Below are 17,215 nucleotides of genomic sequence, written 5' to 3' on the forward strand. Positions count from 1 at the left end.
TTTCCAATGATTAAGTACACTGACACTACCGTTTTTAATGCAGGGGTACAAACAATTGTCAACACAGTTAATTCTGTAGGTGTTATGGGAGCAGGACTGGCGCTGGAGTGTCAGTTACGCTTTCCAGAAATGTATCAGGATTATGTAGAACGCTGTAAGCAAAAAGCTGTCAAAGTTGGTAGACCCTATCTTTATCGGGGATATGGAACACCATGGATTATGAATTTCCCTACCAAAAGCCATTGGAAATATCCGTCAAAAATTGAATGGATACAACAAGGATTATATTATTTCAAGCAAAACTATGATCGGGGTGGAATTACATCAATTGCATTTCCAAAACTAGGGTGTGAAAATGGTGGTCTTAATTGGGATGATGTGAAAGCTGTAATTGAAGTAACTCTCCAAGATATTAATATAGATGTTTATATATGCCTTGATCAAGAATCAGAAGCCAGTGGCATAGAAGGTATTATGACCGACTTGGTGAATAATAAGCAGGATTGCTTCTGGATTTCTGCATTGGGAATTAGAGAGGACATTGCGACCAAAATACTAAATTCACTGCCGATCAGACGATTTCGAGAATTAAGAAAAATTTCGGGTGTGGGAAAGCAAACTTATAACGAAGTCTTCAAGTTTCTGTATTCAATTGCTGTAAAAGGTGATTCTGAAGTGTATCAGGATACTGATGCACTAGAAAAAAATAAATCAAAAAAAATTATGCGTGATGCAGCTAATAATACTGGAGAGCTTGATGTGAAGAGTTCTCAAAAGCCAAAAGCTCAAACCCAAAAAACACAGCTAGAGCTTGATTTATTTTACTGAAGATTATTTGTACTATACGAGGCTATTAGAAAGGGTTACACTCTCTTTGCCTTTCACCCTCTATTGTTAAGGGCGCATAGCGATGCGCTCTTACGATGGTGTCAAGAGAATCAATTCGCGATCGCACTCACCCATCAGCAAGCGCGATCGCCTCCCCTCATCCTCAAATCACCGCTTTTTGCGCCGTTGCTAGAGACACAGATACCGTTTCTTCATCCGGTTGCGGGTCAAATACCACAACAAAGGACGCATGGGGTATAAGCTGACGCAGACACCGCAAATGACCATCCGCATCAGACCGACTGCGGAACCGACCCACAATAGTTCGTTGCATATTCGGTAGGAGTTGAGCGATCGCCCACGGAGTTAGCCGTTGTCGGTAAGTGATTTGATTGGAATTGTATGGCATGATTAGATAGTCCGTAAGGAACAAAGGAAAGGGCGTTAGTCAGTCTCTTGGCGGGGATATACTAACGCCTGCCTACCATGATTAAAGTGCAAATCAGCTATTCTTGTCAATACTTAGCGCTAACTTTTAACGATAACTTAAGCCGAATAGTCGGTCAGCTATGGATCTGAGAGCCTTGAGAGAACGCGCAGGGTTGAGAATCTCAGACGTAGCGCGTGAAATAAAGAGTGCCGAATCTTCAATCCGCAACTGGGAAAAGGGGAGAACAACGCCCAAGATGGAAGTTTGGCAAGTATTTCGCTTGCGTGACTTGTATCAATGCACGGAAGCTGAGTTAGTGCAGGCGGTCAAAGAGTCGATGCTAGAAGAAATACAGCCTTGATGTTTAGGAGGTGCGATCGCATCTTACCCTTCCCGCCTCTGGGATTGAGACAGGGTGTGTGTAATGAACTCTGGCTCACCTTACTTATTGTTAAGGTAGGGAAGAGAACAGATAAAGGAGAACAGTATGTCTGAGCCTGATTTAAATAATACGATTCTAGCCACTGAAATTGACTCAACAGAGGCTTTAGAACAGATAAGCACTCTCGTCGCCAAAATTCCTCAAGCATACTTACCCAAATTACTTCAGATGATTCGCCTGTTTCGGGAAATTGTAGTTGTGGAGCAAGAATCATCAGCTTATGCTAAGTTAATAGCTTTTAGTCAATTACCGCAAGAAGAACGAGTCAAAAGAAATCAAGCCGCGATCGCACTGCTAAATTCATGGGTAGAAGAGGGCGATGAACAGGAGCAAACAGAAACTTGGGAAATTCTTGATCAAGCTCTCAATGAAAGCGGCGTTTCTATTTAAATTGTCTTGCCATGAGTCGATTCATAGTTTTGGACTCAAGTCCATTGGGAATGGTAACAAATCCTAAAGCTACACCCCTGACGTTGGAGTGCAAGCAGTGGCTAAATTCTTTACTAGCAAAAGGGGAGATAGTCGTTATACCTGAAATTGCTGACTATGAAGTGAGACGTGAATTGCTTCGGGTGGGTAAGGTAGCAGGTATCCGACAACTTGATCAATTGAAGAATGCTCTGATGTACGTCCCCATTGAGACACCTGCGATGCTTCTGGCGGCTCAGTTATGGGCGGAAGCACGCAAGAGAGGACAACCAACAGCCGATCCCAAAGCACTTGATGGAGATGTGATTCTGGCGGCTCAGGCTATAGTAGTAGCACAGGAAGGAAATGAAGTTATAATTGCTACGACTAATGTTAGGCATCTGTCTCAGTTCGTTGACGCCCGTGACTGGCGGCTTATTATTTAACTTTATTTAATTTGGGTCAATCCCTGGAATTCCCACTCCGCGATCGCACGTTACCCTCCCAAACTCTGTAATTGAGTCAGGGCGAGTCAAATAGACTCTTCTCCACCTTATTGAAGAAAGATAAAATATCTACAACGTCGCCAACTGCTATATAATGCATCCCATTCTCGACAAACCCGATATTTTGCAAATCCTGTTCCATCCTAAACCGGACACAACAGGAAAACCGCGATCGCCAAATATTCATCTCATTGATGTTGAAATCGAACCCAGACTCTTTCTCAGAGGGCGATTATACGCCGCCGCCAGCAATTCTCCTGCGATTCTATTTTTTCATGGCAACGGTGAGATTGCGGCTGAATATGATAGTATTGCCAAAGTTTTCACTGTCTTGGGCATTACTATTTTAGTCATTGACTATCGAGGTTATGGGAACAGTGATGGCACATCCACCGCGTCTAATCTCCTAGCTGATGCCCCCAAAGTCTTTGACGCTTTTAGTAATATTTTAACGGCGCATCAACTGTTTCCCCAACGACTTTATGTAATGGGGCGCAGTTTGGGTAGTGCCCCCGCTATTGCTGTTGCTAATCACGCTCAAGATCAATTAGCTGGATTGATTATCGATAGTGGTTTTGCCGATACCTTTGCCCTGCTCAAACGTCTTGGCTGGCAGGTTATAGATTATGAGGATGAGCGTTTTGGATTTAGAAATACTGAAAAAATCAGCCGCATTCTTGTGCCAACGTTGATTATTCATGGTGAGAAAGATTCGTTAATTCCTATCCAACAGGGAGAAAAGCTATATCATTATTGTGCAGCCGCAAATAAGCAGTTTATCCGGATTAAAAATGCGGGTCATAACACCTTGTTTCGCATGGGTATGTGGCAATACTTTGAAGCGATCCAGAAATTTGTTATCGGTAAATTAGTGTTAGACGAAGCCTCACTATTTCAGTTGCTATTAGATTAAAAAGGCGGGTCACCCTATCAGAATCTCCCTGGCTCACAACCATTTTTTTAATGCCATTCAGCAAGTTGTTGGCAATTCAGAGTCCTAAGTAGGGCTTGCTGCAAAAGCCTCAAACCCTTACAAAGGATGTAGCTTGCTTCTTGCTTGCGCGAGTATGACGAATGACGAATGACGATTCCCGCCGTTAACTTTAATTGTCCCTACCTACCTAAACTTGTTCTAACATCGCTACAACACCGAAAATCAGAAATAATACGCCTCCTAATGCTGTCACCCATTTCTCAGAAATTCGTCCTGCAATTAACCGTCCACCAATTACTGCGATCGCGGTGCAAATCCCATGACCTAAAATTGCCCCCACAGTAACGCCAACAGGTTGATGGGAGGCGGCTAAAGCGATGGTGCTAATTTGAGTGCGATCGCCCCACTCCGCTAGAAATGTCATGGTAAAGGCTTGCAGTAGAATCGCGAAATTGGCAGACTGTAACTTATCTTTTTTATTCTGCTTGGCAACTTCCACCGCCGCTTCCTTTGCGCCCGTATTTTCTGCTTGAGCGGGCATTTTACTGGCATCATACAATAGCTTAAAGCCAAATCCTAAAAATAAGGCAATTTCCCCATAATGAATATAATATTCAGGCAGCAACGACACCACCTGTCCCAATAATACGGATAGTACCGTCATCGCTGCTAACGCCGCCAGAACTCCCAAAAATACCAGCCGCCGCGAATAACGCATGGATAAGATTACGCCAATAAAAAACGTCTTATCCCCTAACTCAGAAATCGTAATTAGTAATAATCCGGCGGTAAATGCAGTTAACATTTTTCAAGCTCCTTAATCAATTGCTGTTGATGGAGCTTGATGAGAAAAGGCAGACCCCACCAAGCTCACATCAACGTGTGAACTCAGTGAAAGTCTCGCTACCAAGGAACTAACTATTCAGCTCAGATTCTGTAGATTCAAATGACCTGATGCTTCAATCCCTTGTCACCTGAACCAGGCTCATCACCAGTATGTTGATTCAGGTATCCTGGTAATGTTTAACCAGAAGCTACTCCCTTTCATTATTTTTTAAGATAGCACAATTTATTTTTTTTATCGAGTCTTCTCAGAGATTCAATTCAGAAGCTATTTTATATATCTATTCATTTTTTATTCATATTGATTTCATCTTTTAAACTAAGTAGTCTGACAAAATTCCTTAATATACCGTAGGGTGGGCATTGCCCACCCGTCAAAATCTCAGTGACCTTCTCTTAACTTTATCTTGTTATAATATAAAGTCTTCTCCATCATCCAGATTCCCGTTCCCCAGAGAGTAAATCGGTAGATATAGCAATAGACACATCGATTAGGACGTTCGGCATCATTGTAGAGACGTTGCAGGCAACGTCTCTACAATGGGCAAGCTGATCAATCAAGTTTTTCAATCGTAGAGATAGACACAGGCAACATCCGTCTATACCTGATCAGCTTGACTAATTTTTCAGTATCAGTTGTAGCAAATTTAGGTTCAAAGTCCTGGACAATGATTCTGCACAAACCAATTGACGAATCTTGCCGAAACCTGCAAGCTTGAAAAGAACTGACAATCCGTCTATAAACAGTAAGGGATAGCTAACCGTTAATTAGGGAGCAGTCTAAAGAAAACCTAAAGCAGACGCGGGTACAGTTCATGTCAGATGGTCAGACGAATGCTACGTCAGAAGGCTGACACTGGCTAATAGTAGTAGGCTTCCCTTTGACGCTGTACCCAATAGCATTCCCTGGCATACTCTGTACAACTTAACCAAAAGGAGAATTTCATGGCACCTATCAAAGTCGGCATTAATGGATTTGGTCGCATTGGACGCCTAGTTTTCCGGGCTGGACTAGAAAACCCCAATATCGAGTTTTGCTGCATTAACGACCTGGTTCCGCCAGAGAGTATCGCCTATTTGTTAAAGTACGACTCCACCCATGGTCGGTTCAACGGTACGGTAGAAGCCAAACCCGACGCCATTGTGGTCAATGATAAGGTAATCCCCTGCGTCTCGATCAAGAATCCAGAGGAACTACCCTGGGGGAAATACGGCGTCGAGTATGTGGTTGAGTCCACGGGTCTATTTACTACCTATGACGGTGCATCCAAGCACCTCACCGCCGGGGCGAAGCGAGTCGTCATCTCGGCTCCCACCAAAGAAAAAGACCCGGAAAAAGTCCCCACGCTCTTGATGGGTGTGAATCATCAGAGCTACGATCCCAACAAGCATACGGTTGTATCCAACGCCAGTTGTACCACCAACTGCCTCGCTCCCATTGCCAAAGTCATTCAAGACAACTTTGGTTTTGCAGAAGGTTTAATGACCACCGTTCACGCCATGACGGCTACCCAACCCACCGTAGACGGACCGAGTAAGAAAGACTTGCGGGCTGGACGCAGTGCGGCGCAAAACATTATCCCCGCCTCTACCGGTGCAGCCAAAGCCGTTACCTTGGTTCTACCTGAACTCAAAGGTAAACTTACCGGGATGGCATTCCGCGTACCCACGCCTGATGTTTCGGTCGTTGACCTCACCTTCCGTACTGATAAAGCCACCAGCTACCAAGAAATCTGTGACGCGATGAAGAAAGCCTCGGAAGGAGAACTCAAAGGGGTTCTGGGATATACAGATGACTCCGTGGTGTCCACAGACTTCACCACTGATCCCCGTTCTAGCATCTTTGACGCGGGGGCGGGTATGGAACTCAACTCCAACTTTTTCAAAGTCGTGGCTTGGTATGACAACGAGTGGGGCTATTCTAATCGCATGATTGACCTAATCCTGTCCATGGCAGCGAAAGGGTAAACCATCCTCGACAAAATCAACATAATAGGACTTACGCTTGCTTGACGGCATAGGCGCTACCTGTAGGAGCACAGCAATGCCTATCCGTGTCAACTTAAGCTCAACCCCTCTCCCCCAGCCCCTCTCCCACGCCGGGGAGAGGGGAGTAAGAGAATCCAGTTCCCCTTCTCCCGTGCAATAAAAGCGAAGCATCCTCTGCCCTCCCCCCTCTTGTAGGGCTCACAAGGGTAGGTTTTTTAAGATTGGGGTTGAGGTAAGACAAGGTAGACAGGTAGACCATCACTTCGACTTCGCTCAGCGACCGTAGACAAGGAAGAGTGAGAACGAAAAATAGGGCGTTTCGGCTTTTAGAAGTTAGCTTGACCGAACAAAATGCTGTACGGTTTTCCCCCCTTGTCTACTTTCCTCCCTTGTCCTCCTTGTCTTGTCCCCACCCTAAAGTAAAAAACCTACACCTGTCAGCTCTTGTAGGGGGGAACGAGGGGTTAATTTTGGATTGACAATCCCGTACCTGATTCCGTAAAATCGTATTTTTTTAAATAGCGCCGACTCTCAGACAACCAGAGGAGTTGTCTTTATAATTTTTTTAGCTCGATCTTTATTTAGTGCGATCTAGGAATACAGTGGGATGACAGAACCTTTTGCGGATGTCTTTTGGTTGACCTCGGTAAATCGGCATCAATTATTATACGCTAATGCAGCAACTGAGCAGATGTGGGGTCACACCCCTGACCAATTATCCAGTCATCCGGGAGGGTATATGCCGTGTATCCTGGATGCGATCGATCGCCGGGATCGAGAGCGAGTGGCGATGGCTTGGACGCAACACCCCACCAGTGAATCGCCACAAGAGTATCGCATTATCAAATCCGATCGCTCAATCCGATGGGTGCGATCGCGCTCTTTTAGTATCCCGAATCCCTGGGGGGAAAGCCAGAGAGATGCTCCTCAAACTCTCCTCGCCACGATCACTGAAGATATTACCGAAGACAAACAGGTTAAGGACACGCTCAATCAGCGAGAACAGGAATTTCGAGTTCTACTGGATCATTCTCCAGATATTGTCGCTCGATTTGATCGCCATCTGCGTCATGTTTACGTCAACCCCGTCATTGAACAGGAAACGGGTATTCCCTATCAAGACTTTTTGGGCAAAACCCACCGGGAATTAGAATTACCAAAAACTCTTATTCCCGTATGGGAGGACTCCTTACAAACGGTGTTGCAAACGGGTGAGGAAAATGAGAGTGAATTCACGTTCTTGACTCCCCATGGACAACGGTATTATCAATCGCGTCTGGTTCCCGAATTTGCCCCGGATGGTTCCGTTGAATTTGTCCTCAGCGTGTGCCGCGATATTACCGACATTCACCAGGCTCAACAAGCGGTGCGGGAGAGTGAAGCCCGTTTCCGCACGGTATTTGAGTTGGCACCCATTGGGATGGCGATCGCCAATACTCAAGGGCGGGTTCTGCATACCAATCAGGCGCTGCAAGATATCCTCGGTTACAGGGCTAACCAATTATTAAATCAGCCGTTCCATCTGTTTATCCATCCCGATGAGATAACCCAGTGCTATCAAGACTTACATAAACTGATCACCGGGGAAATCACTCACATAAACACCGAAAAACGCTATATTCATCAGCAAGGTCATGTAGTCTGGGTGCATGTGTCGGCGTCAGCCGTTCGTGGCGCGAATGGGTTATCTGAGTACACGATCGCTCTGATTCAAGATATTAGCGATCGCAAACAAGCAGAAGTCCTGTTGCAACAGGCTCATCTCCATTTGGAACAACGGGTTAGTGAACGCACCGCCGAACTCGAACAAACGAATACCCGCCTCCAGCACGAAATTACTCACCGTCAAACCATAGAGATACAATTACAACAAGCCAAGGAGCAACTGCAAGCGGTTTTGGATGCAGTACCCGGTTGCGTCTCCTGGATGAGTCGCCAAGGACGATATCTGGGAGTTAATCAATTTTTGGCAGATATGTTCAACCTGTCACCGGACGACTTTGTCGGTCAACCCCTCGGTTTTCTCAATAGTAATCCGACGTTTGTCAACTATATTGAACAGTTTATCGCGAGTGCGGCTCAAACTGACCAAAATATCCTGGAAATTAACATCAAGGGTTCCCATCACTATCATCTAATTGCCGCTCAAAAATATCAGCAAGGAACCAATATTGTTTGTGTGGGCATTGATGTCACTCAGAGCCAAAAAGCCCAGCAAGCCTTGCAGAACCAAAAAGACTTCCTGCAAACAATCATTGACACCAACCCCAATATCATTTATGTCAAAGACCAAGACGGTCAGTATATTTTAGCCAATCGCAGGTTTGCCGAACATCGGGGGATTCCTGTTGAGGAAGTGTTGGGAAAAACAACCGCCCAAATCCATCATGATGCAGCAGATGTGGAACGCTTCATGGCTGAAGATCAAGAGATATTGACCACCTTACAGCCGAAATTCATTCCTGAAGAGTTTTCCTGGGATCAAAACGGTAAAATTCGCTGGTATCAAACCATTAAAACTCCGTTGGTGGCTCCAGATGGACAGGTGACTCAAGTCCTCGGTGTGAGTACCGATATCACCGCCCGTAAACTGGCAGAGGATCTCTTACAACAAAGTGAAGCCCGCTTACGTCTAGCCCTCGATGCCGCACAGATGGCAAAGTGGGATTGGAATTTGCAAACCGGAATGATTACTTGGTCTTATCGCTTGGAACAACTCTATGGATTGGCATTTGATCGTCCAGAAATTCCCTACAAAACCTTTTTAGAAAAGGTTCACCCGGAAGACCAAGAACTGGTTAAGCAAAGCATGGAATGGGCGATTCAAACCGGAGAGGATTATGACCTTGAATATCGGATTATTTGGCCCGATCAGATTGTGCGCTGGATTCAAAGCAAAGGTCAGATTATTTATGACAAAACTGATCAGCCTATCTGGACAATTGGATTGAACCTAGATGTGACAGAACGTAAGCTGGCTGAAGAACAGTTACGTCAGCGTGAAGAACAATTACGGTTAGCCCTAGATGCGGCGCGTATGGGATTCTGGGATAGAAATCTGGAGACGGAACAAATTAGCTGTTCCTATCACCTGCAACACCTGTATGGGTTAGATGCCAAAACTACACAGATTAGCTACAAAACGTTTCTGGAAATGGTTCATCCTGAGGATCGCGATCGCGTTCACCAAGCGGATCGACGAGCGATTGATGAGCAGGAAGATTGCTATGATATTGAATTTCGGATTATCAGAACCGATGGGAATCTGCGTTGGGTGGAAAGCAAATCTCAGGTATTTTACGATGAAACCAGTCAGCCTGTGCGGATGATGGGAATTAATCTGGATATCACGGAGCGCAAGCAGGCTGAAATCCAAATTCAAGCCTCTTTGCGGGAAAAAGAAGTCTTGCTCCAGGAAATTCACCATCGGGTGAAAAATAATTTGCAGGTGATTTCCAGTCTTTTGGATTTACAATCTCAGTACATTACTGATCCAACAACGGTGGAACTGTTCCAGGAAAGTCAGAATCGGGTGAAGTCAATGGCGTTGGTGCATGAGAAATTGTATCAGTCTCAAGATTTTGCCCGGATTAATTTTGCCGAGTACATTGAGAACTTGACCAGTTATTTGTTTCAGATCTATATTTTTGAATATAACCAAGTTAATTTGGAATTTCATATTCATGAGGTTGATTTAACGATTGATGCTGCTATTCCCTGTGGTTTAATTATTAGTGAATTAGTGTCTAACGCGCTCAAATATGCCTTTCCAAATGGTCAAGAAGGGACGATTGAGGTGATCCTGACCGCAGAATCTGAGGATCGATGTCACCTAACGGTCAAAGATAACGGCGTTGGATTTCCACCGGATATGGAATTTGCTAATCCTAAGTCATTAGGCTTACAGTTAATTAAGGTTCTGACTGAACAATTGGAGGGTGATCTCAGCTTTAATCTGGATAAGGGAACCGAAGTGAATATTAGTTTTCCGATCGAAAGTTTGAACTAAACTGTAAAGACATGCCCTAGTGCAGCTTGGCAAAAATACTTGAGCAGCTTCGTAGATACGATGAAGCAGGGGGAGCAGAGGGAGCAGGGGAAGCGGGGGGAGATATTAGCTGTTCAGTTATTTCTGCCTTCTTGCCCTAGCACGTCTGTCTTAATCATTGGACTTTCTTTTATTGTGTATTTTTATTTCTAAATTAAACAAATGGTTAAAGCGAAAATTTTAGTTGTTGAAGATGAGCGAGTTGTCGCCCTCAGCATTCAAAATCGATTGGAAGCCCTCGGATATACTGTAACCGCCAATGTGACATCTGCCGAAGCCGCGATCGCGGGAATTTCTCAAAATCCTCCCGACTTGGTGTTGATGGATATTCGGCTCAAAGGTAAAATCGATGGAATTGAAGCGGCGGCTCAAATGCGCCAGCAGTTTCAACTCCCCGTTGTCTATCTGACTGCCTATAATGATGAGGAGACGCTGGAGCGGGCTAAACTCACCGAACCCTATGGTTATTTGCTCAAGCCTTTTGAATCCAAAGATTTAGCAACCACGATTGAAGTAGCGCTCTACAAACATAAAATGGAGCAACAGCTTCGGGAGCGAGAGCAATGGTTAGCTACGACGCTAAAAAGTATCGGTGATGCAGTTATTACCACTGATCCGCAACGGGCGATCACGTTTATGAATCCAGTTGCTGAGGCGCTAACCAAATGGACGCAACAAGACGCCTTAGGTCAAGATTTGAATCAAATCTTTCTAACTATTAATGAAACGACACGAGAAGCCATTCCGAACCCAGTCACTGTGTCTCTACAAACAGGTAAAACTGTAACTATAGAAAACCATACACTGCTGATTGATAAAGAGGGTGAGGAAATTCCCATTGATGATAGTGCGGCTCCCATTAAGAATGATAGCGAAAAGATTCTGGGAGCTGTATTGGTGTTTCATGATGTCATCGAGCAACGACAAATCCAAGCTTTGCTCAAGCGGACTAATGCCGACTTAGAACAAAGAGTCGCTGAAAGTACAGCCCAATTAAGACAGCAGAACCAACAACTAGAAGCCGAAATTGCCCGACGCCAGCAGCTAGAAGAAGAGTTACGGGTAGCGCTAGCTAGAGAACGAGAATTGAGCCAATTAAAATCTCGAATTGTTGCTACCGTGTCTCATGAGTACCGGACTCCCCTGACGACAATCTTGTCGTCTACGGAAATGTTACAAAGATATAGCGATCGCTTGACGCCGGAGAAAAAACAAACCCATTTCCAACGGGTTAAACAGTCAGTTGAGCATCTGACGAATCTAGTCAACGATATGATTTTCATTGAGCAAGCCGAAACGCAAGCCCTAGAATTTAATCCCACTTTGGTTAATATTGAGGAAATTGTGGGCGAGGTGATTGAAGCGGTTCGTCCCAAATCCGCCGGAAAACATAGCCTGAATCTGATCTGCCCGAGTGAGTGCGATCGCGTTGTTTTAGATGGCAACCTACTCCGACTCATTCTCGATAACTTATTGTCTAATGCGATCAAATATTCTCCAGAGGGAGGATTAATTGAGGTAGAAATCAGTCCTCAAGCCCAGGAAATACGGCTGCGGGTTGCTGACGAAGGCATTGGTATTCCCCCGGATGATCAGGGAAAATTATTCAAAGCATTCTATCGCGCCAGTAATATCGGTATTACTCCTGGTGTGGGCTTGGGATTAGTGATTGTGAAAGAATGTGTAGAATTGCATCAAGGTAGAGTGGAGGTTGAGAGTGAAGTTGGCGCAGGAACCACGTTTACGATAATCTTGCCCGTGGCGGAATCAGTGGAAGGATAAAAGGGTTTTGCCGTAGAGTTTGACTATCTCAGCTTGATCAATCGGACTATTCGCAATCTTGATTTAACCCAGAATCAATCCGATTAATATGCCTATTACCTGGACTCCGGAACAAATCCTCGCACTCGCCCCCGATGCTAAGTCTGCCCAAAATGGTCAAGGCTTGGCACGTTTATCGAAATGGCAAGGATTGGGACGAAATCAGGAGGCGGTGTGGGGAGAATGCCAAGGAAGTGGAAGTAACCCCTATCAAACCCAAATCGATTTAGGTGAAACGGCGTTTAAATGCAGTTGTCCGAGTCGTAAATTTCCCTGCAAACATGGACTCGGACTCTTATTACTCTTTGCCAATCAACCCGATAGGTTTAACCCAAATCAATCCCCTGATTGGGTAAACGATTGGATTAGCACTCGCCGTCAAAAACAGGCGAAAAAGGTAGAAAAATCAGAAAACGTTGCTGATCCCGCAGCTAAAGCCAAACGCGCCGCCAAACGGGAGGAAAATGTTACCGCCGGGGTGCAAGAATTAGACCGTTGGTTGCGTGATTTAGTCCGTCAGGGATTAGCCAACTTACCGGAAAAAGACTATAGTTTTTGGGATACGGTAGCCGCCCGGATGATTGATGCTCAAGCCCCAGGATTGGCGCGTCAGTTACAGGAGATGTCAGGGATTCCTTATACGGGGGTGGGTTGGCAAGAACGCCTCTTGGCACGGTTGGGACGCTTGTATTTGTTACTGCAAGGATTTCAACGCCTAGAAACATTACCCCCAGACAGGCAAGCCGATATCCGCACAGCGATTGGTTGGGGGCAAAAAGAAGAAACCGCTACCTTGATTATCCGCGATCGCTGGTTAATCTTAGGACAGTGTATCGAAGACCAAGATAACCTGAAAGCGCAACGGATATGGTTACAAGGACAACAGACGCATCGATTTGCCCTAATCCTGACCTTTGCCCATCATACTCAACCCCTAGATACCAGTCTCATCCCCGGTACTCTCCTCGACGCCGATTTGGGATTCTTTGCCAGCGCTTATCCGTTGCGGGCAATTGTCAAAACCCGTCACGCCCCAGCCATACCGTTTACAGAAATGGAGGGGGAAAGCGCGATCGCAACTGCTCTAAATCAATACACAAATGCGTTAGCTTGTCAACCCTGGTTAGACCAATTTCCCCTCAGCTTACAAGGAGTTATTCCCCAGAAATATAACCAAGGATGGGCATTGCGCGACGATGCTAACCAGGTATTACGCCTCACCCCCAGATTTACAGAGGGTTGGCAGTTATTTGCCCTGAGTGGGGGACATCCCATCACCGTCTTTGGTGAATGGAATGGTGATCACTTTTTTCCCTTAAGTGCTTTTTCCCAAGAGCAGTTTATTGCGTTTCGATAATGTTCGTAGTAAAGGCTTTAGCCTTATATTTTGTTAGGTTTGCTGGCTTCAACCTAAATCCTGTTGGGTTTTGCTATCGCTCTACCCAACCTACAATACCTAAAACTCAGGAGTATTTATGTCTAAGCCCAAAATTTTGCAAGAGGGAACCAGCTATAGTTTTCGTTCCTACTTTGAGCTACCCAATGATACCGATGAAATCCTGGCAGAGTTTGGCTATAAGTTTGAACGCCAGCGCCTTCACTTACCCAAAACCACTCGTGAGATTGAGTATCTTGCGGAGTTACAGCAGCAGTTAGAAGACACGATTCCTTATGTCACTCTCAGTAGTGAAACAGCCAAGCGGGAAATTTTGATTGCGCCAGTGTTGGCGCGAGTGGCGGTAATGTGCCGCCGTTTGCTACGCATTGAGTACCCGTTGAAGGTTAATGAGCAACTTCAGGGGAATTTAGATTATTTTATTGAGTCGGAGATGGGATTAATTGTTATTGAAGCGAAGCGGGATGATTTGACGCGGGGGTTCACTCAACTGGCGGTGGAGTTGATTGCGTTGGCAATACTCCAGGAATCACCGGAGGTGTTGTATGGAGTGGTGACTATTGGGGAGTTGTGGGTTTTTGGTAAGTTAGAGCGAAGTACGTTAACAATTATAAGAGATATTGGGTCTTATACGTTGCCCGATGATTTGAGAGAGTTAGTAAATATTTTAGTGGGAATTTTAGAGTAAAAGGGTAGAAGGGTTAACTAACAGTAATAGAGTAATCAATTCAGAAGAACCTGTTCGATTAAAATCGGTTTAATATCCTATCTTCGGTAAAGCCTCAATGAGTCTCTGGCAAGACGTAATCACCACCGCCTTAGTTGGCACAGAGAGACGAACTCTCACCCTTACTCCAGCCACTAACCCACTCAGTCAACTTTTATGCCAACTTAATTCTACTGACCCAGAAGCCACATTACTCAGCGCGGCTGGGGCAATTTCTCTCTATCACCGCGCCGGACAACGCCCGATTACCGATAATCAACCTTTACCCGAACCCTGTCCACCTGACGATAAACCCCCCTGTAGTCCCCGCGCCGCCCACTATCTGAAATTGATGCTACAAAAAGAGCGGGTAAAACTGTTACCGGAATGGTTAGCCAGCGCCGCTACAGCCGGATACCGTGTGCCCGACTATTATTTGCCAGAGTTACTCGAAGTTGGACGCACCTCACCTCAGTTACGCCCTGCAATTCTCCCGGTTTTAGGTCAACGGGGACGGTGGTTAGCCGCCCATAATCCGGATTGGAATTATGTGGGAGATGAGGATATCGAACAAACGTGGACAACTGGAAGTCTAGACGCCCGCAGACTTCTATTGCAACATCTACGGCATGAACATCCCGCCTCAGCACGGGAACGACTTGTAACTGTGTGGCAACAAGCATCATCAGATGCCAGAATCGCCTTGTTAGACACCCTGCAAATTGGCTTAAACCTGGAGGATGAAGCATTTTTAGAGGTTGCACTGGATGACCGTCGTCAAGAGGTGCGACGCCAAGCGGCTAATTTATTAGCACAGTTACCGGAATCGGCTTTATGTCAGCGGATGAAGCAACGCATCCAATCCGCTATTACATTTCGACGCAAGCGTAACCGTTTGCATCTAGATTTTATCCTCCCTGATGATAATGACCAAGAGATAACCAGAGATGGTATTGATAGCAAACAGCCGCCTCAGTTATTAGGTAATAAAGCCTGGATTATTTTACAAATTGTCGCCGCGACTCCCCTTTTTCTGTGGTCAGACCTTCAGGAAGAATCCCCGGCTGAATGGATACAAGCGGCAAAACGGAGTGAATGGGATCATTCCTTGGTTGAAGGCTGGGCGGTGGCGACGATGCGCCAACAGAATCCGGACTGGGCAGAGGCTTTACTGCCGTTTTATGGTACGTTTAAGGGCTATTTAATCCGGCAGAATCAATTAATTTCTGGATTAATTGATGTTCTCTCTGCTGAACAACGGGATTGTTTTTTTCTGAATTTATTCCCATCCAGTAAGGTTCCCTTTAATAGCCAACATCCGGCGTTTAGTCTATTAACCCATTGCCATGTTCCTTGGAGTATAGAACTAACCGAGATTGTTTTAGACGGTGTGCGCCGCTATCTGAAGAAGACGGATAATCCTTACGATTGGTCGCTGTCTACTGGACTAAAAGAGTTTGCCTATTTTATGAGTCCTGATATTGTCCCCGAACTCTCGACTCGTTTCAGCAATATTGTCCCCGAACGGTTAGCTTTAGCCTCCTATTGGACAGAAATTATCGATGAAGTCTTGGCAGTTTTGAGTTTACGCTATGAAATGGGCAGAGAAATTTGAGCGTCAACGGTTTCTTGGTTTAATTATAGCAGTAGACACATCGATTAGGACTTTCGGCACCATTGTAGAGACGCGCCATGGCGCGTCTCTACATAAATGATGTGTCCTAACCGCTATAGCGGTTGCTATACTTATTGGTTTATCTCTGCCAATAACGTTAACAAATCCTGCCAATTATTCAACTCAAACATAGCATCGCTTAACCCTTCTAAAGCTGACAAAGACAAACCTTCTACTAAGCTATTGAGTTCCGCTGTCTGGTCTGGAAACCGCTTGTTCAGCAGACGCAGGACTAAAGCGCGTGCTTCTGTAATGCGACCTTCTTGGCGACCTTCTTGACGACCTTCTTGACGACCTTCTTCCCGCGCCTCCTTCGATGCTTCTTCGGTAGCATATTTGATGCGTCCTATCTCATCTCGCAACTGCATGGCTCGACGACTGACTTCCTCCGCTTCTGCTGGTGTCAGGTTCGCTTGATTGGCTATCGTTAACGCTTTTTCTATTGCCGTAACTTCTGCCAAACTTTCTGGAATTTCTTCTAAGTCTTGAGCTTGCGTCATAAAATAAATCCATTTCTCTGCTAATGTCTGTAACTCTGGCAATTTTTTCACAAATCTCGGTAATTCTACAAAAATTAGCTGCAATTCATGTTCAGGATATTCCGATGAGCTTTCTTTGTCTTTGAATACAAAATGATGAATACATTTAGGGTTTTCTTTGAATAGAATAAAATCGGTGATTGTTACGGCAATAACTGGCGTAATCTCCAGGTAATAATCTCCTGATGTCAACTGATTAGCGTAGGCTTTGCAGAGATTGTAGGTCACTCGTTTATAAAAAGCGGCTATCCGGGCGACCTGCATTTCAATCAGGACAATTTCTCCACTGTTTAGAACAGCCCTGATATCCAAGTAACTATCTTTTAAGGTTTCAACTTGACCAGGATTGTAAGGGTTGACAATGGTTAAACTAGAAATGACACTTTTCCCATTGTAGACAATTGCATTTAAGAAGCTGATGAGAATGTCTTCACTTTGGTCTGAGCCAAATATTTTTTTGAAGGCATAATCAATTTTTGGGCTAATAAATTTTTTCTTAGTCATAAGTTATTACTCTTTTAAGCTATTGGCTTTAATTGCCTGAATATAAATTTTGTAGGCGACACTAAGTTTTGCAAATAGTCCTCAAAGGCTGACAAAGGTCGTAGCTTGCTTGGCGCTTCATGAGGATGACAAAGGACGAATGACAT

General features: G+C 45.0%; 14 protein-coding genes. 11 read left to right on the forward strand and 3 right to left on the reverse strand.

What is annotated here, in order from left to right; genetic code table 11:
* The first annotated feature begins 6 nt into the window (after window positions 1-6).
* Complete coding sequence (locus tag MC7420_RS34940) at window positions 7-828, forward strand: macro domain-containing protein (protein WP_006099368.1); 822 nt, start codon at window positions 7-9, stop codon at window positions 826-828.
* Between the two features lie 163 nt (window positions 829-991).
* Here MC7420_RS34940 and MC7420_RS06210 read toward each other — a convergent pair whose 3' ends face one another.
* Complete coding sequence (locus tag MC7420_RS06210; RefSeq protein WP_006099398.1) at window positions 992-1,237, reverse strand: hypothetical protein; 246 nt, start codon at window positions 1,235-1,237, stop codon at window positions 992-994.
* A 160-nt stretch (window positions 1,238-1,397) separates the two neighbouring features.
* Here MC7420_RS06210 and MC7420_RS06215 point away from each other — a divergent pair, with 160 nt between their 5' ends.
* From MC7420_RS06215 to MC7420_RS06230, 4 genes are all read left to right on the forward strand, one after another.
* Window positions 1,398-1,619, forward strand: a complete 222-nt coding sequence (locus MC7420_RS06215; RefSeq protein WP_044205451.1) for a helix-turn-helix domain-containing protein — start codon at window positions 1,398-1,400, stop codon at window positions 1,617-1,619.
* Between the two features lie 126 nt (window positions 1,620-1,745).
* Complete coding sequence (locus tag MC7420_RS06220; protein ID WP_006099452.1) at window positions 1,746-2,090, forward strand: hypothetical protein; 345 nt, start codon at window positions 1,746-1,748, stop codon at window positions 2,088-2,090.
* A gap of 11 nt (window positions 2,091-2,101) precedes the next feature.
* Window positions 2,102-2,554, forward strand: coding sequence for a PIN domain-containing protein (locus MC7420_RS06225; protein ID WP_044205454.1), 453 nt, complete (start codon window positions 2,102-2,104; stop codon window positions 2,552-2,554).
* Between the two features lie 154 nt (window positions 2,555-2,708).
* Complete coding sequence (locus tag MC7420_RS06230; RefSeq protein ID WP_006099221.1) at window positions 2,709-3,527, forward strand: alpha/beta hydrolase; 819 nt, start codon at window positions 2,709-2,711, stop codon at window positions 3,525-3,527.
* A gap of 208 nt (window positions 3,528-3,735) precedes the next feature.
* Here MC7420_RS06230 and MC7420_RS06235 read toward each other — a convergent pair whose 3' ends face one another.
* Complete coding sequence (locus tag MC7420_RS06235; RefSeq protein WP_006099307.1) at window positions 3,736-4,353, reverse strand: TMEM165/GDT1 family protein; 618 nt, start codon at window positions 4,351-4,353, stop codon at window positions 3,736-3,738.
* A 983-nt stretch (window positions 4,354-5,336) separates the two neighbouring features.
* Here MC7420_RS06235 and gap point away from each other — a divergent pair.
* The 6 genes from gap to MC7420_RS06265 all read left to right on the forward strand — a co-directional run bounded on the left by gap (window position 5,337) and on the right by MC7420_RS06265 (window position 15,966).
* Window positions 5,337-6,359, forward strand: a complete 1,023-nt coding sequence (gene gap / locus MC7420_RS06240; protein WP_006099337.1) for a type I glyceraldehyde-3-phosphate dehydrogenase — start codon at window positions 5,337-5,339, stop codon at window positions 6,357-6,359.
* Window positions 6,360-6,987: 628 nt separating this feature from the next.
* A complete protein-coding gene (locus tag MC7420_RS34945) occupies window positions 6,988-10,389 on the forward strand; it encodes a PAS domain S-box protein (protein ID WP_006099156.1) in 3,402 nt (1,133 codons plus the stop codon).
* Window positions 10,390-10,590: 201 nt separating this feature from the next.
* Window positions 10,591-12,210 carry a hybrid sensor histidine kinase/response regulator gene (locus MC7420_RS06250; protein ID WP_006099174.1) on the forward strand — a complete coding sequence of 540 codons (1,620 nt, stop codon included), beginning with the start codon at window positions 10,591-10,593 and terminating at the stop codon, window positions 12,208-12,210.
* Between the two features lie 88 nt (window positions 12,211-12,298).
* On the forward strand, window positions 12,299-13,606 hold the full coding sequence (locus MC7420_RS06255; RefSeq protein WP_006099537.1) for an SWIM zinc finger family protein: 1,308 nt from the start codon (window positions 12,299-12,301) through the stop codon (window positions 13,604-13,606).
* A 118-nt stretch (window positions 13,607-13,724) separates the two neighbouring features.
* Complete coding sequence (locus MC7420_RS06260) at window positions 13,725-14,333, forward strand: hypothetical protein (RefSeq protein WP_006099382.1); 609 nt, start codon at window positions 13,725-13,727, stop codon at window positions 14,331-14,333.
* A gap of 97 nt (window positions 14,334-14,430) precedes the next feature.
* On the forward strand, window positions 14,431-15,966 hold the full coding sequence (locus MC7420_RS06265; RefSeq protein WP_006099168.1) for a DUF5691 domain-containing protein: 1,536 nt from the start codon (window positions 14,431-14,433) through the stop codon (window positions 15,964-15,966).
* Between the two features lie 131 nt (window positions 15,967-16,097).
* Here MC7420_RS06265 and MC7420_RS06270 read toward each other — a convergent pair whose 3' ends face one another.
* Window positions 16,098-17,069: an Rpn family recombination-promoting nuclease/putative transposase gene (locus MC7420_RS06270; protein ID WP_006099571.1), complete on the reverse strand. Its 972-nt coding sequence runs from the start codon at window positions 17,067-17,069 to the stop codon at window positions 16,098-16,100.
* Window positions 17,070-17,215: the final 146 nt, after the last annotated feature.

This window comes from Coleofasciculus chthonoplastes PCC 7420, assembly GCF_000155555.1.
GTDB lineage: Bacteria > Cyanobacteriota > Cyanobacteriia > Cyanobacteriales > Coleofasciculaceae > Coleofasciculus > Coleofasciculus chthonoplastes_A.

Excerpts from the sequence above, each read along its gene's own strand:
- MC7420_RS06250 (WP_006099174.1), top strand. The coding sequence starts at position 10,591 with ATGGTTAAAGCGAAAATTTTAGTTGTTGAAGATGAGCGAGTTGTCGCC.
- gap (WP_006099337.1), top strand. The coding sequence starts at position 5,337 with ATGGCACCTATCAAAGTCGGCATTAATGGATTTGGTCGCATTGGACGC.
- MC7420_RS06220 (WP_006099452.1), top strand. The coding sequence starts at position 1,746 with ATGTCTGAGCCTGATTTAAATAATACGATTCTAGCCACTGAAATTGAC.
- MC7420_RS06235 (WP_006099307.1), bottom strand. The coding sequence starts at position 4,353 with ATGTTAACTGCATTTACCGCCGGATTATTACTAATTACGATTTCTGAG.
- MC7420_RS06230 (WP_006099221.1), top strand. The coding sequence starts at position 2,709 with ATGCATCCCATTCTCGACAAACCCGATATTTTGCAAATCCTGTTCCAT.
- MC7420_RS34945 (WP_006099156.1), top strand. The coding sequence starts at position 6,988 with ATGACAGAACCTTTTGCGGATGTCTTTTGGTTGACCTCGGTAAATCGG.
- MC7420_RS06260 (WP_006099382.1), top strand. The coding sequence starts at position 13,725 with ATGTCTAAGCCCAAAATTTTGCAAGAGGGAACCAGCTATAGTTTTCGT.
- MC7420_RS06255 (WP_006099537.1), top strand. The coding sequence starts at position 12,299 with ATGCCTATTACCTGGACTCCGGAACAAATCCTCGCACTCGCCCCCGAT.
- MC7420_RS06225 (WP_044205454.1), top strand. The coding sequence starts at position 2,102 with ATGAGTCGATTCATAGTTTTGGACTCAAGTCCATTGGGAATGGTAACA.
- MC7420_RS34940 (WP_006099368.1), top strand. The coding sequence starts at position 7 with ATGATTAAGTACACTGACACTACCGTTTTTAATGCAGGGGTACAAACA.
- MC7420_RS06215 (WP_044205451.1), top strand. The coding sequence starts at position 1,398 with ATGGATCTGAGAGCCTTGAGAGAACGCGCAGGGTTGAGAATCTCAGAC.
- MC7420_RS06265 (WP_006099168.1), top strand. The coding sequence starts at position 14,431 with ATGAGTCTCTGGCAAGACGTAATCACCACCGCCTTAGTTGGCACAGAG.
- MC7420_RS06210 (WP_006099398.1), bottom strand. The coding sequence starts at position 1,237 with ATGCCATACAATTCCAATCAAATCACTTACCGACAACGGCTAACTCCG.
- MC7420_RS06270 (WP_006099571.1), bottom strand. The coding sequence starts at position 17,069 with ATGACTAAGAAAAAATTTATTAGCCCAAAAATTGATTATGCCTTCAAA.